Source organism: Agrococcus sp. HG114, from assembly GCF_024723325.1.
GTDB lineage: Bacteria > Actinomycetota > Actinomycetes > Actinomycetales > Microbacteriaceae > Agrococcus.
Genome location: NZ_JANQCH010000026.1, coordinates 1 through 22,861 on the forward strand (window position 1 = coordinate 1; position 22,861 = coordinate 22,861).

18 protein-coding genes are annotated in these 22,861 nt (G+C 73.4%); 6 read left to right on the forward strand and 12 right to left on the reverse strand.

The window, feature by feature from the left end; all coding sequences use genetic code 11:
* From NWP09_RS04530 to manA, 6 genes are all read right to left on the reverse strand, one after another.
* A partial coding sequence (locus NWP09_RS04530; RefSeq protein ID WP_258274348.1) for a hypothetical protein occupies nucleotides 1–296 on the reverse strand: 296 nt, incomplete at its 3' end.
* Nucleotides 293–3,067: a glycosyltransferase gene (locus NWP09_RS04535; RefSeq protein ID WP_258274349.1), complete on the reverse strand. Its 2,775-nt coding sequence runs from the start codon at nucleotides 3,065–3,067 to the stop codon at nucleotides 293–295. The genes NWP09_RS04530 and NWP09_RS04535, both read right to left, overlap by 4 nt.
* 64 nt (nucleotides 3,068–3,131) lie before the next feature.
* On the reverse strand, nucleotides 3,132–4,412 hold the full coding sequence (locus NWP09_RS04540) for an O-antigen ligase (RefSeq protein WP_258274350.1): 1,281 nt from the start codon (nucleotides 4,410–4,412) through the stop codon (nucleotides 3,132–3,134).
* A gap of 59 nt (nucleotides 4,413–4,471) precedes the next feature.
* Nucleotides 4,472–4,840, reverse strand: coding sequence for a WhiB family transcriptional regulator (locus tag NWP09_RS04545; protein WP_309137099.1), 369 nt, complete (start codon nucleotides 4,838–4,840; stop codon nucleotides 4,472–4,474).
* A gap of 136 nt (nucleotides 4,841–4,976) precedes the next feature.
* Nucleotides 4,977–6,209, reverse strand: coding sequence for a glycosyltransferase family 2 protein (locus tag NWP09_RS04550; RefSeq protein WP_258274351.1), 1,233 nt, complete (start codon nucleotides 6,207–6,209; stop codon nucleotides 4,977–4,979).
* Nucleotides 6,206–7,336 carry a mannose-6-phosphate isomerase, class I gene (gene manA / locus NWP09_RS04555; RefSeq protein WP_258274352.1) on the reverse strand — a complete coding sequence of 377 codons (1,131 nt, stop codon included), beginning with the start codon at nucleotides 7,334–7,336 and terminating at the stop codon, nucleotides 6,206–6,208. Before manA ends, NWP09_RS04550 begins: the two co-directional genes overlap by 4 nt.
* A 107-nt stretch (nucleotides 7,337–7,443) precedes the next feature.
* Between manA and NWP09_RS04560 the strand changes: the two genes are divergently transcribed.
* Entirely contained in the window at nucleotides 7,444–8,622 is a 1,179-nt protein-coding gene (locus NWP09_RS04560; RefSeq protein ID WP_258274353.1) for an acyl-CoA dehydrogenase family protein, read from the forward strand.
* Here NWP09_RS04560 and NWP09_RS04565 read toward each other — a convergent pair.
* Complete coding sequence (locus NWP09_RS04565; RefSeq protein ID WP_258274354.1) at nucleotides 8,597–9,355, reverse strand: polyprenol monophosphomannose synthase; 759 nt, start codon at nucleotides 9,353–9,355, stop codon at nucleotides 8,597–8,599. The two genes, NWP09_RS04560 and NWP09_RS04565, sit on opposite strands and share 26 nt — an antisense overlap.
* Before the next feature lie 100 nt (nucleotides 9,356–9,455).
* On the opposite strand from NWP09_RS04565, the gene NWP09_RS04570 reads away from it, so the two are divergent.
* The gene (locus NWP09_RS04570) at nucleotides 9,456–10,184 is read left to right on the forward strand and encodes a glycosyltransferase family 2 protein (protein WP_258274355.1); all 729 of its coding nucleotides are present in this window, start codon (nucleotides 9,456–9,458) and stop codon (nucleotides 10,182–10,184) included.
* Entirely contained in the window at nucleotides 10,181–10,642 is a 462-nt protein-coding gene (locus NWP09_RS04575; protein ID WP_258274356.1) for a DUF2304 domain-containing protein, read from the forward strand. Before NWP09_RS04570 ends, NWP09_RS04575 begins: the two co-directional genes overlap by 4 nt.
* Before the next feature lies 1 nt (nucleotide 10,643).
* On the opposite strand, the gene NWP09_RS04580 is transcribed toward NWP09_RS04575, so the two are convergent.
* The 4 genes from NWP09_RS04580 to NWP09_RS04595 all read right to left on the reverse strand — a co-directional run bounded on the left by NWP09_RS04580 (nucleotide 10,644) and on the right by NWP09_RS04595 (nucleotide 18,519).
* The gene (locus NWP09_RS04580) at nucleotides 10,644–11,834 is read right to left on the reverse strand and encodes a hypothetical protein (RefSeq protein WP_258274357.1); all 1,191 of its coding nucleotides are present in this window, start codon (nucleotides 11,832–11,834) and stop codon (nucleotides 10,644–10,646) included.
* Nucleotides 11,824–13,143: a hypothetical protein gene (locus NWP09_RS04585; RefSeq protein WP_258274358.1), complete on the reverse strand. Its 1,320-nt coding sequence runs from the start codon at nucleotides 13,141–13,143 to the stop codon at nucleotides 11,824–11,826. The genes NWP09_RS04580 and NWP09_RS04585 overlap by 11 nt, the downstream gene beginning before the upstream one ends.
* Nucleotides 13,140–15,470, reverse strand: coding sequence for a hypothetical protein (locus NWP09_RS04590; RefSeq protein ID WP_258274359.1), 2,331 nt, complete (start codon nucleotides 15,468–15,470; stop codon nucleotides 13,140–13,142). The genes NWP09_RS04585 and NWP09_RS04590 overlap by 4 nt, the downstream gene beginning before the upstream one ends.
* 148 nt (nucleotides 15,471–15,618) lie before the next feature.
* Nucleotides 15,619–18,519 (reverse strand): glycosyltransferase, encoded by a 2,901-nt coding sequence (locus NWP09_RS04595; RefSeq protein WP_258274360.1) that lies wholly within the window; start codon nucleotides 18,517–18,519, stop codon nucleotides 15,619–15,621.
* A 92-nt stretch (nucleotides 18,520–18,611) separates the two neighbouring features.
* Between NWP09_RS04595 and NWP09_RS04600 the strand changes: the two genes are divergently transcribed.
* From NWP09_RS04600 to NWP09_RS04610, 3 genes are read left to right on the forward strand one after another with little or no spacing between them, the layout of a single operon-like run.
* Nucleotides 18,612–19,529 carry an ABC transporter permease gene (locus NWP09_RS04600; protein WP_258274361.1) on the forward strand — a complete coding sequence of 306 codons (918 nt, stop codon included), beginning with the start codon at nucleotides 18,612–18,614 and terminating at the stop codon, nucleotides 19,527–19,529.
* On the forward strand, nucleotides 19,529–20,752 hold the full coding sequence (locus NWP09_RS04605; protein WP_258274362.1) for an ABC transporter ATP-binding protein: 1,224 nt from the start codon (nucleotides 19,529–19,531) through the stop codon (nucleotides 20,750–20,752). The genes NWP09_RS04600 and NWP09_RS04605 overlap by 1 nt, the downstream gene beginning before the upstream one ends.
* A gap of 25 nt (nucleotides 20,753–20,777) precedes the next feature.
* Nucleotides 20,778–21,671, forward strand: coding sequence for a glycosyltransferase (locus tag NWP09_RS04610; protein ID WP_258274363.1), 894 nt, complete (start codon nucleotides 20,778–20,780; stop codon nucleotides 21,669–21,671).
* A 28-nt stretch (nucleotides 21,672–21,699) separates the two neighbouring features.
* Here NWP09_RS04610 and NWP09_RS04615 read toward each other — a convergent pair.
* A partial coding sequence (locus NWP09_RS04615; protein WP_258274364.1) for a rhamnan synthesis F family protein occupies nucleotides 21,700–22,861 on the reverse strand: 1,162 nt, incomplete at its 5' end.

Below are 22,861 nucleotides of genomic sequence, written 5' to 3' on the forward strand. Positions count from 1 at the left end.
CCGCCGAACAGGGCGACGGCCGCGACGCCGGCGGCAACCCGGCCGCCCCACTTCCACAGGTCGCGGCGCTCACGCCCTCGGGCGGCCCGCACCGCGTCGTTCGCCGCCGCCTCGCGGTCGGTGAGCGCCACGTCGGTCGCGATGTCGCCGCCGTCGACCTCGGCGCTCGCCTCGACGGCGAGCTCCTCCGCGGAGGGCTCGTGCTCCCGCGGCTCCTCCGCGTCGCTGATGGGCGAGTCGTCGTCGAACTCCTGCGACTCGTCGAGCGATCCCGCCCAGTCGTCGCGATCCGTCACTGCCACACCTCCGATCCCCTGAGCCGCCGGGTGCGCACGCGGGCCCCGCGGCGCAGCGACGGCAGCGCGGTCACCACCGCAGCCGCGAGCGCCGCGAGCTGCGCCGCGAGCAGCCAGCCGGCCCAAGCGGGCGCCGCGTGGGCGACCCCGGGGGCCGCGGCCGACCGCTGCCACAGCAGCCCTGCCTCGGTCTGGCCGATCGCCTGCAGGTCGCCTCTGGCGTCGAGCGACCGCTGCGCGCGATCGTGCAGGCCCGTAGCGCCTTCCCGCTCCTGCTCGAGCAGGATGAACGCGATCCCGTGGGCGTCGAGCAGGGCTGCGACGTCGACGTCGGCGCCCGAGGCGAGGTCGACCGAGGCCTGGGCGAGCGCCGCCTCCTGCTCCCCGGCTCCGTGCCGCACGAGCATGCCGGTCGAGACGTCGTCGAGCGTGCGTCCCCGGCCGCGCTCGACGTCGACCTGCAGCGACTCCTCGGTGAGGGGCCGCAGCACGAGGGTCCCCACGCCCTCGTCGGCCGCCGCGGCCGCATCGACGAACGCCGGCATGCGGCGCTCGGGCGCCGGCGTCACGGTGGGCGGGGTGAGGAAGGAGGTCGCGACGACCGGCAGCGCTGCGACGACCGCGGCGAGCGCGACGACCCCGCCGGGCACTGCCCCGACGCGCTCGTCGGCGCCGAGCGCCAGGAGGGCGAGGCCCGCGAGCGCGAGCAGCATGAGGGAAGCGCCAGGGCCGGCCCAGACCGACACCGGCTCGCCGTCGAGCGCCGTCACCGCCAGGTGCGAGGCGAGCACAGCGGTGCCGAAGCCCATGATCAGCAGCACGACGCCGATCCACGCGCGAGCCGGGCGCAGGACGACCCCGGCGAGCGCGGCGAGCGCGAGGGGCGCCAGCAGCGCGAGCGCCCACCAGCGAGCATCGGCGCCGGGCACGAGCGCCGCGGCCGCGGCCTCGAGCGTCGCCATCGTCCCGTCGGGCGCGAGGAGCGCAGCCTCCAGCACCGAGGGCGGTTCGCTCGCGAGCGGGACCCCGGGGTCCGCGAGCGCCGCGAGCGGCATGCCCGCGATCCAGCGCTCGACGGCGACCGGCGCGACGAGCGCCGCGGCCGGCACAGCCGCGAGCAGCGGTCGCAGCGGCGATCGCCAGCCCACTGACGCCGCGATGACGACGAGCACGAGCATCGCGGGCACGAGCACGGGAGCGCCGGCCACGACGAGCGCGAGCGGGATCGCGGCGACCCCGGCGTCCCTCCACGAGCGGGCGGCGCGGAGGACGCCGGTCACCGCGAGCGGGAGCGCGACATGGGCGACGATCGCGCCCAGCCGGCCCTCCGACACCGAGAGCAGGAGCGTCGGCGCGAGCGCCCACACCGCGGCCGCGACCGCCGGCGCCCACCGCGAGCGGGTGAGGCCTCGAGCGGCGAAGAAGCCCGAGACCGCCGCGAGCGCGGGTGCGAGCAGCAGCAGGATGACGACGGATGCCGAGGGGCGCCACGGCGTCAGGGAGCCGAGCATCGCGAGCACGATCGTGAACGGGTCCGCGACGCCGACGCGCTCGCCGAGCGCGTCCCGCTGCCCTGCGAGCGCGCTGCTCCACAGCTCGCCGAGCGAGCCGGACAGCGGCAGCAGCGCGCCCCCGGTCGCGGCGCCCGCCCCGAGGAGCTGCGGCGACAGCACGATCCCCACGATGAGTGCGAGCCCCGCGACCCAGAGCCCCGCCCCCTCGACGAAGCCGACGCGCTCGTCCGCGACCGTGCGCATCCGCTCGGGGTCGCCCACCGCGCGGCGCTGCAGCCGGACCGCCCGCCATGACGCGCGCAGGCTCCGGAGCGCGCTCCAGCCCACTCTGCGGGTGCGCGCGATGCGCCGGCGAGCGCGGGCCACCGCGGCGAGCGAGAGGAGCGCGCCGAGCGTGGCGTACCACTCCGTCGCGACGGCGGCGGGGCGCTTCGCGAGCAGGTGCACGACCGTGCGCCCGACGCCGAGCGGCAGCAGCAGCAGCCAGTGCAGCACGAGCGCGACGGGGTTCGCGTACGCGAGGCGGCGGTGGAGCTGCGCCCGGCGAGCGATGCCCACCCGCTCCGCGTCGCTCACCGCGCGCGCCGTGAAGTGCTCCGGACCGCCGGCGCGCCGCACGCGAGCGCCGGGCTCGAGCGCGACCCGGTGGCCCGCGAGCCGAGCGCGCACGCCGAGGTCGAGACCGGCGTCGATCGAGCGCAGCGCGGGGTCGAAGCCGCCGAGCGCCTCGAACGCGTCGCGGCGCACGAGCACGCCCGACTCCGCGACGCCGAGGGTGTCGGAGGCGCCGTCGTGCTGCCCCTGGTCGAGCTCGCCCTCGCGCAGCAGCAGGCTGCGCCCCCAGGGCGTCATCGTCTGGCCGAACTCGGCGAAGCGGTCGGGCGCGTCGGCGCGCATGACCTTCGGACCCACGACGACGACGCTCTCGTGCACCTCTGCGTGCGCGAGCAGCGCTCGCAGCGCGCGCGGGTGGGGGGCGGCGTCGTGGGCGAGGAGCCACAGCCAGTCGCCCTCCTCCGCGGGCGGCAGCGCCGCGACGCCGCGACCGATGAGCGCGCCGTACGGGAGCCGCGGCGCGGCGACGATGCTGCGCACCGACGATGCCTCGAGGAGCGCCCTCGTGGCGTCCTTCGACCCGCCGTCGACGGCGATCACCGCGTCGGGCGGGGTGCGCTGCGCCGCGATCGCCGCCAGGGTCGCCGGCAGGTACTCGGCGCCGTTGCTGGCAGCGAGCACGACGAAGACCCTCGGATGCACCCGGCAAGGCTAGGCGGGAGCCGTCCGGCGGCGAGGGGTTGAGGGCGGTGTGCCGCCGGATCGGTCAGCGGATCGCGGGCATCGCGACCGTGCGCGGCGCACGGGGCGCGATCTCCCGCCGCCGCCTGCCGATCGCGAAGATGAGCAGCAGGATCATGCCGTACTCGATCCAGGGCCGCGACTCGGCGAGGCCCTGGACGAAGAACGCGACCCAGAGCAGCAGCGGCGCGGCGTTCATCGCGTAGTCGCTCGTCGGCGATCGGTACATGGCTCCGAGGCAGTTGACCATCGCTCGCCACTGCAGCGACGCCCAGATGATGACGCCCACGATGCCGAGCTGCATGAAGACGTCGAGCCAGACGCTGTGGGCCTGCAGGTACACGGTCCCGCCGATGCGGCCGAGCTCGTCGAACGGCTCGACCCAGGGCTGCCAGTACCCGAGGTAGCCGACCCCGACGACCGGGCTCGTGAGCCCGAGCTCCACGACGCGGCCCCAGATGTCGAAGCGGCCGGTGAGATCGGCGTCGCGGTTCAGGAACTCCGCCACGTGCGCCCAGTTGGCGATGATGAGCCCCACCGCGACGAGCCCCGCCGAGATGACGATCGCGAAGATGCGGTAGAACGCCGCGCCGCGCCAGCGGATCCAGCACACGATGAGCCCGCCGATGACGGCGACCGCGACCACGGCGAACGTCACGGTCGCGCTCCGTGCGAGCGTCAGTGCCGCCACCGGCAGCAGCACCCAGAGCGGCCAGAGGAGGTCGAAGCCCGCGGCGGCCCGGCAGACGGCGATGATGAGCGCCGCGAGCGCGAGCATCGCGAGCAGGTTGGCGTTGCCCACGATCCCCTGGATGCGCCCTCCCTCGAGCAGGAGGCCGCTCGACCAGGCGAACTCGGGCGTCGTGCCCGGCGGGTAGTCCGACCACAGCGGGAACAGCGGTCGGCGCAGCGCGACGGCGACGAACAGCTCGAACGCGAACGAGGCGATCAGGAGGCCCTGCAGGCTCCAGTGCACGATGTCGAGCGTCAACCGGTACGGGAGCGCTGCGATGAAGATCGCCGACGCGACCATGCCGACGAGCGCGGTCGACCCGAGCAGGCTCGCCGGCGGCGAGATCGCCCACGCGGCCGAGACCACGGCGAGGGCCGTGAAGAGCACGATCGAGGCGGGCAGCCGCACGAGGCGCACGCGCATGAGCACGAGCTCCGCGGCCACCCACAGGAACGTCGCGAGCACCATGGCGCCCCAGGCGGGGTAGCCGATCGCGTTGCGCACCGCGTCGCCCGCCGCGGCATTCACCACCACCCAGGTGGCGAGGACCGCGCGGCGGCGCTGATGGAGCACCGACCCATCGTTCCACGATGCGCCGCCCGCGCGGCGGCGCTCGGCGTCAGCGACGCCGATCAGGCGAGCTTGCGCAGCTTCCGCCGCTCGCGCTCGGAGAGGCCGCCCCAGATGCCGAACCGCTCGTCGTTCTGCAGCGCGTACTCCAGGCACTCCGCTCGCACCTCGCAGGATTCGCAGATGCGCTTCGCATCGCGGGTCGATCCGCCCTTCTCGGGGAAGAACGCCTCAGGGTCGGTCTCGGCGCAGAGCGCGTCGGCCTGCCACGCGAGCGCGCTGTCGACGTCTGCCCCCCGTCGCACGCCGGGAACGCCGAGATCGATGGGATCGACGTACCAGTCGTTCGGGATCGGGCGGTGCAGCGCTCCGTTCGTGATCGTCTGCTGTCGGTGCTTCGGCGCGTCGTTGCGCTGCAGTCCCTCTCGCATGAGTCCCCCGGTTCTGCGGCCCCCGGCCGGGCCCGCTGGGGACAATTACATCGGTGTAGTTCCATTCGCGTCAAGTCCGCGATTGTACGAGCGGCGTGTCGGCGAGCCCGGATTCCGGCGGCGTGTCGGCGTGGCTTCAGCCGCGCGCGAAGCGGTCGGCGAGCGACCGCGCCGCCCGTCGAGCGCGCACGAGCGGGTTCGCGTCGAGGCGCGCTCGCAGGGCGAGCAGCGTCGCCAGCGCCCGGTCGCGATCCGCCTCGACCGCGGCGAGGCTCGCGCGGGCGTCGGCGAGCGCCGCCGACTCCTCCTCGAGCCTGCGCATCGCCTCCGCGTAGGACGACGCGTAGCCGTCCCGATCGTGCCGCAGCGCATCCGCCTCGAACTGCCAGGAGGCGATCTGCCGGTAGAGCACGTCCTCGACGGGGATGACTGCGGCGGCCGTGCTGCGCAGGCGGCGCACCTCGGCGTCGTCGAGCACCTCGTCGCGGGTGTCGTCGAGCACCGCCCGCAGGCGCTCCGGCAGCACGGCGCCGCCGACGAGCCGCTCGACCTCCTCCCGCAGCCACGGCTCCGGCACGAACCCCTCGCCCTCGAGCTCCTCGCCCGTCGGCGTGCGGAGCGCGATGAAGGCCTCGAGCAGGCCGGCCTGCAGCCGACGCCAGTCGCGCATCCCGTGGTGGTTCGGGGAGGGCCGGAGCTCGGGGCTCGCCTCGTACCCACGGCCCATGTTCTCCGTCTTCCGGACGAGCTGCGCGAGCGAGCGCCACGGCAGGTGGAGCACCTCGAGCTCGAGACCGGCCGGCACCTCGCCCCCGACCTCGATCGACGTGGAGTGGTTGCCCTGGGCCACCTCGACGTCGGGCGCCCCGATGTGGATCGCGTTCGGGGTCGGATGCGCGATGACGCCCGCGGCGCGCAGCTGCTCGGGCGACCGCTCGTCCCGCATGACCAGCCTGCGGAGGCCGCTGCCGCGGCGGGCCATGGGCCCCACGAGGTTCACGACCGGCACCGAAATCGCGCCGAGCTCGCGCGGCATGCGGCCGAACACGTCGGCGAGGGTCGAGCCTGGATCGAGCGCGCGGACGAACTCGTCGGCGTCGCCGTTGATCACCCAGTCGGCGCCGAGCTCGGTGTGCGCCATGCGAGCCATGCGGGTGACGACGCGGCCCTGCTGCTTGCGCTGCTCGGGCTCGTGCATGAGGGTGAGCGGCGCCGCGGCCGCGTAGTCCTCGAGGATGTCGAGCGTCCCGTCGACGGAGCCGTTGTCGGTGACGAGGATGTGGTCGACGCCCTGGGCGAGGTGGTGCTCGATCGTCGCCGCGATGATGTCGGCCTCGTCGCGCACCATCATCGTCAGCACGAGCGTCATGCCGCGATCCTACGGTCGTCGCCGCTCGGATCCGCGATCGCCACCCACGCGTCGTCCCCGGTGAGGACCATCCCCCGGGCCGATGAGGCGAACGCCCCCTCGCCGGGAGCGAGGTCCAGCCGCTCGCCGTCGACCTCCACGCGCACCGCTCGGCGCGCGAGCACGACCGCCTGCCCGCCGTCGACCACGCGGTGCGCGCCCTCGACGTGCCGCAGCTCGAAGGGCGCGTCGGGCCGCCAGGCGAGGGCGCCGGGCAGCTCGCGGCGACCGATGCGCGGTTCGTCGATCGCGCGGATGTCGAGGATGCGCAGGAGCTCCTCCCGGTCGACGTGCTTCGCGGTGAGGCCGCCCCGGACGACGTTGTCGCTCGGCCCCATGAGCTCGATCGCGAGGCCCTCGAGGTACGCGTGCAGGTTGCCGGCGGGGAGGAAGAGCCCGTCCCCCGGCGCGAGCGACACGCGATGGAGCAGCAGCGCGATCGCGATCGCCGGGTCGTCGGGCGCGACGGCCGCGAGCCGCTCGACGGTGTCGCGCTCGGCCGCGAGCACTGCGGGCAGCCGACCCGCCGCATCCGTGATGGCCCGCACGGCCGAGCGCGCGTCGTCGCCCGCCGCGAGCATCCAGCCCACGGCGCCGGCGAGCGAGGAGCGCACGCGCTCCGCGAACGGCGCGACGCGCCGGTCGAGCCCTGCGAGCTCGTCGAGCACGTGGATCGAGCGCTCGACCGGCCGGAAGCCGCTCAGCGCCTCGAACCGGCTCACCGCCACGACGAGCTCGGGCTTCGCGTACGGGTCGCGGTACGTGCGCAGCGGCGAGTCGCGCGGCACGCCCTCGGCGTCCTCGCGGGCGAACCCCGCCGCGGCCTGGTCGGCATCGGGGTGGGCCTGCAGCGAGAGCGGCCTGGATGCGGCGAGCACCTTGAGGAGGATGCGCGGCTGCTCGAGCCCGGCCTCGGTGAGCACGGCGTCGAGCCCGCGGCCGTCGACCCGCGCGGGGCACGCGGGATGCGCCCCGAGCCAGAGCTCGGCCTGCGGCCGCCCCGTCGCGGCGAGCCCGAGGTAGTCCGAGATCGCCGAGTCGCTCCCCCACGCGTAGTCGCGAGGCTCGTTGGTGATGCGCACAAGCACGGGGTCGGCTCCTTCGGGCACAGTTGGGTCGAGGCTACCAACGCGCCCCGGGGGCGGGCCGCGAGCGCGTACCGTGCGGCTCGACCGCCGAACCGACGAGGAGCACCATGACGTTCACGCCGCTCGCGAGCGACTTCTACGGCTTCGCCCACGACCTGAGCCCCGCCGAGCAGGCCTCGCTCGCCGAGATCCGCGAGTTCATGGAGACACGGGTGCGGCCCGAGATCGAGGAGCACTGGCACGCCGACGCGTTCCCCATGCACCTCATCCCCGGCATCGCCGCGCTCGGCGTCGTCGGCCCCGCGTGGCCGGAGACCGCCCGGTTCGAGAACTCCGCCGTGTACCGGGGCTGGATCGCGCTCGAGATGAGCCGGGTCGACGCATCCGTCTCGACGTTCGCCGCGGTGCAGAACGGGCTCGTCGCCGGGTCGATCGGCGTCGCCGGCTCCCCTGAGCAGCGCGCGGAGTGGCTGCCGCGGCTCGCCGACTGCTCGGTCGTCGGCGCGTTCGGCCTCACCGAGCCGCTGTCAGGGTCGGATGCGTCGAAGGGGCTCAGCACGACGGCCCGGCGCGAGGGCGACGAGTGGGTCCTCGACGGCGAGAAGCGCTGGATCGGCAACGCCACGCACGCCGACATCGTGATCGTGTGGGCGCGCGACGAGGCCGACGGCGAGGTGAAGGGCTTCATCGTCCCGACCGACGCGCCGGGCTTCTCGGTCGCGAGGATCGAGCGCAAGATCGCGCTGCGGATGGTGCAGAACGGCCACATCGAGCTCCGCGGCGTGCGCGTGCCGGAGGCGCTCCGCCTCCAGGGCGCCTCGAGCTTCCGCGACACGGCGCGGGTGCTGCGGCTCACGCGCGCCGAGGTCGCCTGGAGCGCGGTCGGCATCATGATCGGCGCCTACGAGGCCGCCGTGCGCTACACGACCGAGCGCACGCAGTTCGGCAAGCCGATCGCCGGGCACCAGCTCGTGCAGGACCTGCTGGCGAAGTCGCTCGGGAGCATCACCGCGTCGATCGCGCTGTGCGTGCAGGTCTCGCGCATGCTCGACGAGGGCAGGCAGGGCGATGCCCACTCGGCGCTCGCGAAGGCGTTCACGACGACGCGGATGCGCGAGGTCGTCGCGTGGTGCCGCGAGGTGTGCGGCGGCAACGGCATCGTCACCGACTACGACGTCGCGCGCTTCTTCGTCGACGCGGAGGCGATCTACACGTACGAGGGCACGGCCCAGATGAACTCGCTCATCGTGGGCAGGGCGATCACCGGAGCGTCGGCGTTCGCCTGAGCTGCGCGGCCGCGGACCGGAGCTGGCCCCAGCGCCGTCCGATGCCCCACGCCGTCGTGCGCATGAGCGCCTCGCCGATGATGCCGGTCGACATCTTCGAGCGGCCGAGCTCGCGCTCCCGGAAGGTGATCGGCACCTCGACGATGACCGCGTCGAGGTCGGCGGCGCGCCGCGTCATGTCGATCTGGAAGCAGTAGCCCTGGCTCGTGACCTCGTCGGCGAGGATGCGCCGCAGCAGGTCGGCGGTGTAGACGCGGTAGCCCGCGGTCATGTCCGCGACGTCGATCCCGAGCGCGATCTGCGCGTACAGCGTGCCTGCGCGGCTGATGAGCTGCCGGTGCAGCGGCCAGTCGACGATCCCGCCGCCCGGCACCCAGCGCGAGCCGATCACGAGATCGGCCCGATCCGCTGCCTCGAGCATCGCGGGGAGCGCGTCGGCGGGGTGCGAGCCGTCGGCGTCCATCTCGACGATGCGGTCGAAGCCCTCGTCGAGGGCGAGGCGCATGCCGGCGAGGTACGCCGCCCCGAGGCCCTGCTTCGAGGAGCGGTGCAGCACGCGCACCCGATCGTCGATCGCCGCCATGGCCTCCGCGACCTCGCCCGTGCCGTCCGGGCTGCCGTCGTCGATCACGAGCAGCGTGACGTCGGGAGCCGCGTGGAGCAGCCGATCCGCGGTCACGGGCAGCGCGTCGCGCTCGTCGTACGTCGGCATGAGCACGATGGTTCTTGGCATGGGACTCCGTCTGCGTTGGCGCCTGCCACATCCAAGCACGTCGACCTGCGAGGGGCCGTCGGGAGCGCCCGCGGCACCCAGCGCCGGTAGGCTCGGATCCATGACCCGCAGCTTCCGCGACCTGCTCGTCGTGATGCCGGCGTTCAACGAGGAGGAGTCGGTGGGCGAGGTCGTGCGCGAGGTGCTCGCGGCGCTCCCCGGAGCCGGGTGCCTCGTGGTCGACGACGGCTCGCGGGATCGCACGGCCGAGGTCGCGGCCGCGGCCGGCGCGACCGTCGCGCAGCTGCCGTTCAACCTGGGCGTCGGCGGCGCGATGCGCTTCGGGTTCAAGCACGCCCTCCTGCACGGCTACCGCACCGTGGTGCAGATCGACAGCGACGGCCAGCACAACCCGGTCGACGTGCCGAAGCTGCTCGCCGGGCTCGAGCACGCCGACGTCGTGCTCGGTGCGCGCTTCGCCGGCGAGGGCGACTACCGGGTGCGCGGCCCGCGCGCATGGGCCATGAAGCTGCTCTCCCTCTTCCTGAGCCGCACCGCCGGCGCGAAGCTCACCGACACGACCAGCGGGTACCGCGCGAGCGGCCCGCGCGCCGTCGCGCTCTTCGCCGAGACCTACCCGGCCGAGTACCTGGGCGACACCATCGAGTCGCTCGTGATCGCCGCCCGCGCCGGGCTCGTCGTGCGCCAGGTGCCGGTCGCCATGCGCGAGCGCTCGGGCGGCACGCCCTCCCACGACCCGGTCAAGGCCGCGGTGTACCTGGGCCGCGCCGCGATCGCGCTCGTGTTCGCCCACCTCAAGCCCCGCGCTCGGATCGAGGCCGTCGCATGAGCCCCGTCGCCTACGTCTTCAGCATCGTCTGCGCCGCCGTCGCGCTCCTGTTCGCCATCGACCTGCTGCGCCGCGGTCGGCTGCGCGAGCGTCACGCGATCTGGTGGATCGTCGCCGGGAGCCTCGCGCTGCTCGTGGCCATCTTCCCCGTGACGCTCGAGTGGGCCGCCTCCGTCATCGGCGCCGAGGTGCCGACGAACCTCGTCTTCTTCGTCTCGATCGCACTGCTGTTCGGCGTGGCCCTGCAGCTCTCATCGGAGCTCACGAAGCATGAGGAGAAGATCCGCACGCTCGCGGAGGCGGTCGCGGAGCTCGAGCTCCAGGTGCGCCGGTCGCAGCAGGCCGGCGAGCCGCGTCAGGCGTCCCCGGTCCGGTCGGACGCCGCTGCGACCACGAGGGCACCGATCGCTCCGCGCACCGAGCGGGCGCCCGGCGAGACCGAGCAGCGGCTGGGCTGACTCAACGAGCGCGCAGGCCAGCGGCGTGCGCGAGCGCACCGACCGTCGGGCCCGCCATGATCGCCATCACCGCGACGGGCAGGAACGGCAGCTGCAGCAGTCCGCCGAGCGCCAGGCCGGCGACCGCGACCGCGGCCGCGGCGATCCAGCCGGTCGCGAACGTGCGGTGCCGGCCGCGCGCGAGCGCGAGCGGCCCGGTCACGCACAGCACGCACAGCGGTGCCGCGGAGAGCACGATCCAGAAGAGCGTCGCCCCCTCGAGCGCGAACCCGGGGTCGAAGAACCGCTCGAGGATCCACGGTGCCGCGAGCGCGGCGAGCGCGGCGAGCGCCGCGACGCCGACGACGATGGCGCCGATCGCCGCGAGGATCGTCGCGCGAGGGGGCCGGCGATCCCGGAAGGCCGCGATGAGGAAGCTCTGCAGCCCGAGCATGACGACCACGAGCGGTGCGCGCGTGAGGGTGAAGGCGAACACGAACGCGCCGAGCTCCTGCGCGGTCGGGCTCGTCAGCAGCGCGAGGAACATCGGGTAGCCGCTCACGAGGGCCGCGCTCGCTGCCGAGGCGAGCAGCGTCTGCGCGATGTTCCCGACCACGCGCCGCGGCGCGGCTGCGAGACGCACAGGACCGGTGCGTCGGCGGAGCCCGGGCAGCACGAGCAGTGCCGCGGCGAGGAACGGCAGGGCGATCCCGAGGCCGAGCGGCAGTGCGCTCCCTCCCGCCGCGACGATGACGACGAGCAGCAGCGCGGCGCGGATCCCGCCCTCGAGCACGAGCGCGAGCGCCGCCCAGCGCGGCTCCGCCGTCCCGTACGCGGCACCCGTGACGACCCCGTGCACCCCGATCGCCACCGCGGCCGCCGCCATGGGCCAGAGCGTCGACGACCCCTCGGGCAGCAGCAGGGCGGCGACCGCGAGCGGCACCCCGATCACGAGCGCCACGGCGGTCGCCACGCGGGCGAGGCTCGTCCCCTCCCCGCCGCGGCGCACGTCGCGCGTCACTTCCTGCTGGAGGCCGGTGAGCGCTCCGGCGACGAAGAAGACCGCGGCCCACACGACGCCGAAGTCGCGGTACTCGGTCGCGGTCAGCAGCAGCCCCGCGACGATCTGGATGAGGTAGCCGAGGCCGCCGTTCACGAGCACCGCGCCCGTGACGATCAGGCCGTCGCGGCCTCCGCCCGGCTCACTGGACAATCGCGGCGGCCGTCCCGAGCACGCCGAGCAGCAGGCCGGCGACGCCCACGACCCGGGCCGCCGCGGCGTGCTGGTGCAGCAGCGGCACCGCCGTGACGAGCAGGAGGGGGATGAGCGGCGCGGCGTAGCGGGACGGCGTCGGCACGAACGCGTCGGTCATGAGGTACGTGAGCCACGCGAGCAGCGGGCCCATGAGCAGCCCCACGGTCGCGGCACCGATCCCGAGCCCGAAGCGCAGCGGCTCTCCCGCCGGCCGCACGAAGCACGCGCTCACGATGGCGCCGAGCCCGACCGCGACGACGGCGAAGATCGCGAGCTTCGACAGCAGGCCCTCGGCGCTGTCGACGCGACCGAGGTTGAGCAGCGGCCGGACGGCGAGGCTGAGGACGGCTTCGAGGGAGTAGCCGGGCTGCCCGTCGCCGATGTCGGGCCGCTCGTCCACCGCGGTCGCGGAGCGCACGAGCACCCAGACGACCTGCGTCGCGAGCGAGCCGACGCCCGCGACGACGGCCGGCACGACGAGCGTCCAGGGATTCCGGCGGTCGCGCTCGACGATCGCGGCGAGCACCAGCGCGATGGCGCCCGCGCCGACGACCGCGACGGTCTGCAGCTTCAGGAGGGTCGCGACGGCCGCGATGACGGCGAACCACCACGGGCTCCAGCGGCCGCGCCACACCTTCACGACGGCGAGCGCGAGCACCGCTGCGGACGCGAGCGCCGCGCCGTCGGTGGACACGTACGCGAACGACCACTCGGCGATGGGCAGCGCGAGCATCGCCGTCGCGAGCCCGGTGGAGAGGAGGCGCGGCGCGCCCATCTCGCGCAGCGCCGCGAACGTGGCGAGCAGCGTCAGCGACAGCCAAAGCACCCCGACGCCGCGCGCGGCGTCGAGGAGGTCGACGCCGAACCAGGTCGCCGGCTGCGCGGCGGCCCACGTCGCCCAGAAGTAGAGCGGCGAGTAGATGTCGGCACCGGTCTCGCCGTTGTACGGGTAGGCGGCGTCGTCCTCGTGCGATCCGACATCGCACTGCTCGCCCATGTGCCCGTAGCCGATCACGCCGCGGCACGAGAGCTCGTTGCGGGCGATCTCGCCGACCTCCTCGCCGCTGCGCACGTACCCCTGGGTCGGCACCTTGGCGACGTAGTCGAAGTAGACGTACTCGTCGATCGGGCTGAAGGCCCGCTGCTGGCCCACCTGGCCGAGCACGAACACCGCGCTCAGCAGCACGAGTGCGATGGGCGCGAGCCAGCGGAGGAGCTGCGCGCGGCGCCCCGAGCGGGTCTCGACCGCCCTCGTCCCGGTCGTCACGACGAGACGGTGCGGCAGCCGAGCTCGACGTTGTCGCCGACGCCCTGGTCGATGCCGTAGACGCAGATGCGGTGGGTGCCGGTGCCCACGTGCAGCTGGGTGCTGAAGCCGTGCGCCGATCCGTAGCCAGGGTAGGCGCGGCCGACATCGGGCCGCGACCCGTCGGCCGAGTACGCGCCGCCCCAGCGGCCGTCGACGTACACGTGGATGTCGGCGGAGGCCGGGGTGTCGGGGTCGATCACCCAGCCGCCGATCGTCGCCACGCCGGTCGACGGGTCGACGGACGCCCCGTCGAACGAGCCGAACGGCGAGCCCTGCGGTCCGCGGATGCTCGAGCAGCCGATGAGCGAGTTCTCGCCCAGCCCGACGTCGATCCCGTACACGCAGACCTCGTTCATCCGACCGCCCTGCAGCGAGACGGGGATCGAGTATCCGTGGGCGGCACCGTAGGCCGGGTAGGCCCGACCGACGTCGTTGCGGGTCGCCGAGGCGACGTGCGAACCGCCCCAGGCGCCGTTGACGTACGCGTGCAGCGTGACGGGCCCGGTGACGTCGGGATCGATCGCCCAGCCGGACACCGTCGCCGCGAACGGGTTCGACGAGATCTGGTGGCCGTCGACCGAGCCGAAGGGGTCGCCGCCGGGGACCTGCACATATCGGCAGCTCACCGCACGGTCCGCGCCGTGCTTGACGTTCACGCCGACGGCGCAGACCTGGTGCGTGCCGCCCGATGCGGCGAACTGGGCCGAGAAGCCGCGCTCCGCGCTGTAGCCCGGGTAGCTGCGCGCGACGTCGTTGCGCGTGCCGTCCGCGCGGACGGTCGCGGCCACCGCGCCGTCCACCGTGATGCGCACGTCGATCGCCTCGGCCGCGTCGGGGTCGAGCGCCCAGCCACCGACCGACATCGTGCCGGGTGCCGCCGTCGCGGTCTCGAGGTTGCCGATCGGCGGTCCGCTCGCGTTCGACACCTCGCGGCAGCCGAGCTGCGCGTTGGCGCCGACGCCCTGGTTGATCCCGAACAGGCACACCGTGCTCGTGCCGACCGGGATCGGGATGCGCAGCGCCATGCCGTGCCGTGCCCCGTAGCCGTAGTAGGCCGCTCCCACGTCGGGACGCGACGCATCCGCACGGTACGAGCCGCCCCACGCGCCGTTCACGTACGCGTGGATGTCGATCGACGCGGCCGTGTCCGGGTCGATCGCCCAGCCCGCGACGACGGCCGTGCGTCCGTCGGCGACCGCGCTGTCGATCGTGCCGATCGGGGATCCGCTCGGCCGCTCGACCGTCTGGCAGGACAGCGTCGTGTTCTCGCCCGGCCCGATGTCGATCGCGTAGAGGCACAGCTGGAAGCGCGCCTTGTCGATCATGATCTCGAAGTCGAACGCGTGCTGGCTGCCGAACTGGGGGTAGGCGGCGCCGATGTCGGCGCGGGTCCGGTCGGCGCGGAACGCGCCGCCCCAGCGGCCGTCGACGTAGAGGTGCAGCTCGACCGGTTCGGTGCCCGCGGACGGATCGATCGCGAAGCCCTGCAGCCGGGCGGTCGAGGGCCCGACCTGCAGCGACTGCAGCGCGCCGAACGGCGACGGGTCACCCGCGAGCGGGTTCCTCGGGTCGCCGAACCAGTCGGTGAAGATCCTCCAGAAGTTGCGGTTGCCGTACGCCGAGCACGCGTCGCCCGTGCCGTAGAGGTTGGCGAGCGCTGCCGCGTTCGGCTGGTACGGCGTGTAGTTGTAGAGCCCGGCGGTCGCCTGGTTGGCGAGGTAGACGGGTGAGGACCCGCAGGCCGCCTGGGGGTGGTAGAGGATGTCGTTGGTCTGGTTCGCCCGGTGGTTGTAGTTCAGCGGGTAGGCCGCGTAGCGCTGGAACTGCCGAGCGGCGTTGTAGACCTGGTAGAAGAACCCGCCGAACGCCGGGTCGCACGGCGCCGTGTCGGGGCACGCGAAGCCGGTGGCGCGGTCGTACTGCCGCTGCGTGGGGTTGGCGTCGGTGACGAGGCTCTGCTCCTTCTCGAGCAGCACGAGGAGCACCCGCTGGCTGATGTCGCACGCCGCGCCGACGCGCGCGATGATGCTCGCCGCCGTCTCGTCCGCCATGCCGCCCATCGCCTGGCAGTACTCGGTCGCGGGCATCGACGGCGTCGCCTGGCGGTAGTCGGGCAGGCACACGTAGCCTGCGTCGCAGCTGGGCCGGCGCTGCTGCAGGAACGACTGCACCTGCGCCGCGCTCATCGCCTCGCCCTGGAAGAAGTTGGCGTCGGAGATGAGGTTGCCGGGATCGAACTGGGATGCGGAGGCCGCGTGCGCCGCCGGCGCGGAAGGCGCGGTCACGAGACCGCCTGCCAGCACCGCGATCACCGCGATGACGGCCGCCCATCGCCCCCCGACCCTCGTCCGCATGCGCATCGTGCAACTCCCCGTGACTGTGCCCCCGGCGATCCTAGAGCATCAGGTTGAACTTGATGGTGATGCGGCCGGCCTACTCGACCGCTGCGTGCTCTCCGCGCGGGTCGCACATGTAGTCGTAGATGCCGGAGAGCGCGGCGTCCCACGACCCGTGCCCGGTGTCGATCGTGGCGAGCGCGGCCTGCTGCTTGCGCCTGCGCAGCGCCGCGTCGCGCACGAGCCCGTCGAGCTGGGCGACGATGTCGTCGACCGTGCGCATCGCCTCGCTGCTGTTGTCCTCGGTGAAGAGCCACTTGAAGAACTTGCTGTCGGGCGCGACCATCGTCGCGCCGCTCGCCATGATCTCGAGCGGCAGGTAGGACGGGTGCCGGCTGATCTGCAGCGTGAGCCCGATGTCGGTCTCGCGGTACATCGCTCCCGTGGCCCGGTAGTCCATGAGGCCCATGTCGACGAAGTCGGCCGTCGGCGGCAGGTAGCGGGCGCCCGCGGCGATGATGCGGACGCCGTCCCCGTGGATGCGCTTGATGCGGCGCAGCGCCTCGTACGCGAGCTCCCAGCAGTTGCGGAAGTGGTCGCGGGCGTAGGCGAAGATCGTGACGGGCTCGTCTGCGCCCTTCTCGCGGCGTCCCTCGGCATGGAAGATCGAGCGATCCACCGCGGGCGCGAACCAGGTGCTCTCGCCGTCGTAGAGATCGCGGTAGATCTCGTGCATCGAGCGCGTGTTGCACAGGCCGTACAGGCCGAGCCGGTAGCTCTCCTCGGTCATCGCGAACATCGAGCTCGCGGGGTAGAACCCCGGCTCGTAGTCCTGCACGAGGTAGAACTTGCGCCGCATGCCGGAGGCCTTCGCGAGGTGCATCGCGGTGAGCCACAGGGTCGCGACGCCGGCGTCGGCCTCGGGGATCGCGTCGAGCTGCTCGTCGAGGCCCTGGTAGTAGTGGACGTCCGCCTCGCGCAGCTCGGGGAAGGCCGCGGCGACCGCGGTCGAGACCCAGTGCTTCATCGGCGAGCCGAACACGATGAAGCGGTTGTGCACGCCGTGGTCGCGGTGCAGCTTCGCGGCGAGGCGGAAGCACGTGTTGAGACCGCCGAAGTACGGCATGTCGATGTCGGGGATGAACCAGTTGATGCTGCGGATCTCGAGCCGGCCGGCCTCGGCCTCGTGCAGCGCGCGCACCGCGTCGACCTGCTCGCGCGAGACGCTCGCGGTGTCGAGCAGGCTCTTCGCCTCGTCCGAGATGCCCATCGTCTGCTTGACCTCACCCCAGGGGCGTCCGAGCGCCTGGAACGTGTACCGGATCGGTGAGGCCTCGTCGTGCGGGCGCAGGCGCGGCACCGCCGAGGCGCGCGAGAGGTTGGGGCTCCAGAACGGGTCCTCGCCGCTCAGCCACGAGTGGTACCGCCAGTAGCTCGCGAAGAAGTCGGACTCCGGGATGGCGCTCGTGCCGCGGGTGACCGACTCGTGATGCCGCACGAGGTCGAACGGCAGCACCACGTTGCGGCGCTCGCGGAGGTGCTGGTCGAGCCCGAGGACGACGTCGGAGCCGGTGAGGATGAAGTTCTCGTCCATGCCCCCCACCTCGTCCCAGTGCTCGCGGCGGATGAGCGTGCACGCGCCCGTCACCGCGAGCGAGTCGCGGTAGAGGTCGGTCGAGCCCAGCATGGTCGCCTCCCCGGGCCGCATGCCGGTGAAGGTGTTGTCGGCGAAGCCGTTCGGACCGAGCGTGACGCCGCCGTGCTGGATGCGGCCGTCGGCGAAGCGATGCTGCACGCCGACCGTGCCGATCCCCTCGCGCAGCAGGTGCCCGACCATCTCCCGCAGCCAGCCCGCGTCGACCGCCTCGGTGTCGTCGTTCAGGGTGAGCACGAGCTCCCCGTCCGTCGACGCGACCGCGCGGTTCATGACCTTCGAGTAGTTGAACGAGTCGGTCGCGTACCACTCGACGCGCAGCGCGAGCGACTCGCCCCAGGCCTCGTAGAACGCGCGGTGCTCAGGCGTCTCGTCGCCGTTGTCGAAGATCGTGACGTCGAACTCGGGGTAGTCGGTGCGTGCGAGCGTCGGCATGAGGCGCTCGAGGTTCGCGCGATTGTGCCTCGTGGGGATGACGATCGACACCTTGGGCCAGGCGGCGGGCTCGAAGCGCACGCGCACGACCGAGCCGTGCACCTCGGCGGTCGCGCGCTCGCCGCGCGCCGCGAGCACGGCGGCGACCATCGCGGCGTCCTCCGCGGACGGGCGGCGCGCATCGCGCGCGACCGACAGCAGCACGAACGGCACGCGCATCCACTCCCACGACTGGAAGTCGCGCGCGAGGAGGAACCGCCACACGCCCGAGTCGTCGACGGTCCACCCCGTGCCGACGTGCGCCGTGTCGACGGCGAACGCCCTGTCGACGTGGTTCGCGCCGAGCAGCATCTCGGGCGCGTGCTCGGGCAGGAACACGGGCTGCTCCCGCTTGCCGCCCGCGAGGTGGTCGCGGTCGAACGTGATGAGCCTCCGCGAGGGATCGATCGCGTGCTCGCGCGCGAGGACCGCGAGCGCGCTCGGGTCGAGGCGGTCGCCGTTGCGCAGGAACAGGGCGAAGCCGCGCTCCGGGAGCGGCACGTCCTCGATGCGCGTGCCCGACGCGACCTCGATGAGCTGCGGGCTCGAGCGCTTCTGGCCGCGGACGGAGCGCGCGGTGCCGGCGTCGAGGCGCTCGCCGTGCGGGACCTCGACCACGACCGCGACGGCGCGCGGCTCGACGCCCTCGAGGCTCGGGAAGCCGTCTCGGTGCCCGGCCAGCCACTCGTCGTAGCCCACGACCGCCTTCGACCGGTGCACGTAGCCGCCTGCGTCGCTGCGGCTCGCGGCGATGAACTCGTGCCTGGCGGCCTTCGCCGTGCGCACCGCCACGAGCGCCGCGTGGCGGCCGCGGGAACCGGCGGGGAGGGCTCGTCGTGCCAGCTGACCGAGGTTTCTGCGCAGACTCATGGACTCCAGCCTAACGGCCGCCCGCGGCGCCCCTCCGGCGGGCTGGGGTAGCCTGGTGCGTCAGCGAATCCGAGCATGTGGAGGTCAGGCCTTTGGCAACGGATGCCGCAACTGCCAGGGCTGCGCGCCTCGCGGGCGAGCCGTGGGAGTCGGCCGCGACGCACGGTCGCGGCCTCGCCGGCTTCGCCGCCGCGATCGCCGACATGTGGCGATATCGCGAGCTCTTCGGGCTCCTCACGCGGCGCGAGCTCAAGGCCCGCTACAAGGACTCTCGCCTCGGCTTCCTGTGGAGCCTCGTGCGGCCGCTCGTGATGCTGCTCGTCTACGCGCTCGTCGTCGGCGAGTTCCTCGGCGCGGCTCGCGCCATCCCGGACTTCGCGATCTACATCTTCGCCGGGCTCGCGATCTACACGCTGTTCTCCGAGATCCTGAGCGCGGGGACGAACTCGCTCGTCGCGAACGCGGGCCTCATCAAGAAGGTCTACCTCCCGCGCGAGATCTTCCCGCTCGCCACCGTCGGGCCCGCGCTGTTCACCCTCGGCATCCAGCTCGTCATCCTGATCGTCGCGGCGCTCGTCGTGGGCACGCTCTCGATCGGCGCGCACCTGGGCTACGCCCTCCTCGCGATCGTGCTCATGGTCACCTTCGGCGCAGCGCTCGCCGTCGTGCTGTCCGCGATCAACGTGTACCTGCGCGACGTCGCGTACCTGGTCGAGGTCGTGCTCGTGCTCGGCATGTGGGCGTCGCCGATCCTCTACTCGCTGTCGATGGCGACCGAGCGCTTCGAGGCGGCGGGCCTCGGGTGGCTGAGCCCGATCTACACGAACAGCCCGGTGACGCTCGCGGTGCTCGGCTTCCAGGAGGCGTTCTGGCAGCCCGGCTTCTCGGAGCAGTACGTGGGCGACCTCTGGGTGCACCTCGTGATCGCCATCCTCGCGAGCGCTGCGCTCGCCGTGGGCGCGCAGCGCGTGTTCTCGCGCCTGCAGGGCAACTTCGCACAGGAGCTGTGATGCACGACGTCCCCATCGTCCGCGTCGAGGGCGTCTCGAAGCACTTCACGGTGCGGAAGGACAAGAGCCTCAAGGAGCGGGTCGTCAACTTCTCTCGGAGCCAGCGGCACAAGGAGGTCTTCCACGCGCTGCGCGACATCGACCTCGAGATCATGACGGGGTCGACCGTGGGGCTCATCGGGCCGAACGGGTCCGGCAAGTCGACGCTGCTCAAGACCATCGGCGGCATCATCCAGCCCTCGAGCGGCACGGTCAGCAGGCGCGGGCGCATGGCCGCGCTCCTCGAGCTGGGCGCGGGCTTCCACCCGGATCTCACGGGCCGCGAGAACGTCTTCCTCAACGCCTCGATCCTCGGGCTCAGCGAGCGGCAGACGCGGTCGTACTTCGACGACATCGTCGAGTTCTCCGGGATCGCCGACTTCATCGACACCCAGGTGAAGTTCTACTCGTCGGGCATGTACGTCCGGCTGGCCTTCGCCGTCGCGGTCCACGTCGACCCGGACCTGCTCCTCGTCGACGAGGTCCTCGCGGTGGGCGACGAGGCGTTCCAGCAGAAGTGCCTCGACAAGATCCGCGCCTTCCAGCAGGAGGGGCGCACGATCGTGCTCGTGACGCACACGATGAGCCAGATCACCGACCTGTGCACGCGCGGCGTCGTGCTCGCGAAGGGCAGCGTCGTGTTCGACGGCGACCCGACCGACGCGGTCGAGCTGCTGCGCGGCGGCTTCCGCACGCAGCGGGAGTTCGAGGCGGCACGCGCGGCGGAGCGCGCGCACGCTCCCGTCGAGGCCGCGGCGCCGGTCGTGCGGGAGCGCGTCGAGGGCGGCGCGGTGGCCGTGGTCGGCGCGGACGGGCGCCCCCGCTCGAGCTTCGCTACCGGCGACGACATCGCGGTCGAGGTCTCCGTCGACGCGAAGCAGCGGCTCGAGCGCTGGAACTGCGCGATGCAGATCTCGAACCCGCTCGGCCAGCTCGTGCTCTTCACGACGACCGACCGGATGCGGATCGGCGTGGATCCGCTCGAGGGGCGCGCCCGCTATCGGTTCAGCCTCCCGGACGCGCAGATCGGGCCGGGCGAGTACACCGTCACGATCGCGCTCTACAACGGCGAGGAGACCGAGCTCCTCCGGATGCAGGACGCGGCGCGCTTCCGCGTGGTCGCGGGCGACCGCACCGCGGGGCCCGTCGCCACCCCCGTCGCCTTCGACCGCGTCCCCGCGTAGACCGGGCATGCCGCAGCGTCCTCGCGTGGCGATCCTGCTCGCCACCCACGACGGCGAGCGCTACCTCGACGAGCAGCTCGACACCATCCTCGGGCAGGAGGGCGTCGACGTCACCGTCTTCGCCTCTGATGACGCGTCGACCGACGCGACGCCGGCACTGCTCGCGCAGCGCGCCGCGACCGACGACCGGCTCGTGCTGCTGCCGCCGACGCGGCAGGGATCGGCGCACGGCAACTTCCGGCGGCTGCTCATCGACGTCGACCCGTCGCCGTTCGACGCCGTGGGCCTCGCCGACCAGGACGATCGCTGGCTGCCCGGCCGGCTCGCGCGCCAGCTCGAGCTGCTGCGCGAGGGGCCGGCCGCGGTGTCGTCCGATGTCGTGATGTTCGACGAGCGGGGCCGGCGGACGACGATCGTGAAGAGCCGACCGCAGGTGCGCTTCGACTACCTGCTCGAGAGCGCGGGCCCCGGCTCGACGTTCCTGCTCGCGCCGGACGCCGCCGCCCTCGTCCACCGCGTGCTGCGCGACGACCCGCGCACTGCGGACGTCGGCGCCCACGACTGGCTGATCTACGCGATCGTGCGAGGGGCGGGGCTGCGCTGGCACATCGACCCGCAGCCGACCGTGGAGTACCGGCAGCACGATGCGAACGTGCTGGGCGCGAACCGCGGCCTCGCGGCGGCGCTCGAGCGGGGCGGCCGGATCGTGAACGGCTGGCTGCGCGCGCACGCCACCCGGGTCGGCGAGATCGTGCTCGCCCTCCAGCCGGAGCCCGACCCAGCGCTCGCCGACATCGTGCGCATCATGCGGCTCGGCAGGCGCGAGCAGTGGCGGCTCGCGCGTCGGGCGCGGTGGATGCGCCGCAACCCCCGGGAGGCGCGGATCGTCGCCGCGTGCATGCGGCTGGGGCTCTGGTGAGACCCCCGCGCCCTCGCGGGCTCCAGCGTCAGCGGCGCGGGTCGATCCTGCGGGCGACGCGCCCGAGCTTCCACGGCACGCGCTGCACCTTGCGGGCGATGCGCCGCTCGATGCTCGCCTCGGCCGCGTCGAGCTTGTGCTCGAGGGTCGCGTGCGACGTCGCCGCCCAGCGCGCCGACAGCACGGTGCGGAACGAGTAGCCCTCGGAGAGGGCCGCCGGCACGAAGAGGCGCTCGACGACGTGCGCGAGGCTGCCGTCCATGTACTCGCCCTCGTCGGGGAACTCGCGCCAGTCGAGGCCGCCCGCGACGAGCGGCTTCAGCGCTGCCGGCCGGGCGATGAACATCGAGCCGTAGGGGGCGATGGGGCTCGCCTCGTCGAGCGGCGTCGCGATGCCGAGCCGGGCGGCGAGCGCGCGCGCGGCGGGCCGGTTCGTGAACCACGCGCGGCCGAGGGTCGGGTACCACGCGTGCACCATCGGCGGCAGCGCGATGCCGAGCCGCGAGTCGCGCGCGAAGAGCTCGACGAGCTGCGCCGCGTGGCCCTCGGAGGGCAGCAGGTTGTCGAGCAGCAGCGCGGCGAACGAGCGCCCCGCCATGCCGCCGACCTGGGGGCTGCGCTTCGAGTGCAGCTTCACGACGAGCTCGACCGACGGGTCCTCGAGCACGTCGCGGCAGCCGATCAGGAACGCGGAGATGTCGCGCCCGCGGTTCGAGGCCGCGACCCGGACCTCCGCCTCGCGCCCGAGCTCGCGGAGGCGCCGCTCGAGCGCGGCGCCCCGCTCGGCATCCGACGTCGTGACCACGAGGCGGTGGGGCGGCAGGCGGTCCGCCCGGGCGAGCAGCTCGTCGAGCATGTCGACGTAGTGGACGTGCATGATCACGGCGATCGCCGGGATGGGCGCGGGGTCGCGCGGCATCGCATCGGCGAGCACGGTGACGAGCCCGAGGTTGGTCGAGAGGTCGCGCGGCGTCGCGACGGGCGCGAGGTCGCGCGCGACCTCGTCGAGCGAGACGCCCCGCGCGCTGAGCGCGTCGGCGACGCGCGGCATGACGAGCCCGAGCGCATCGTGCGCGAGCGGCGACTCGGCGAACGGCGCGAGCGGCACGATCGGCGCCGCCTCGGCGAGCAGGTCGAGCTCCCGCCACGCAGCGAGCGCCGGGGCGTCGGCGCCGCCCCCGCGAGCGAGC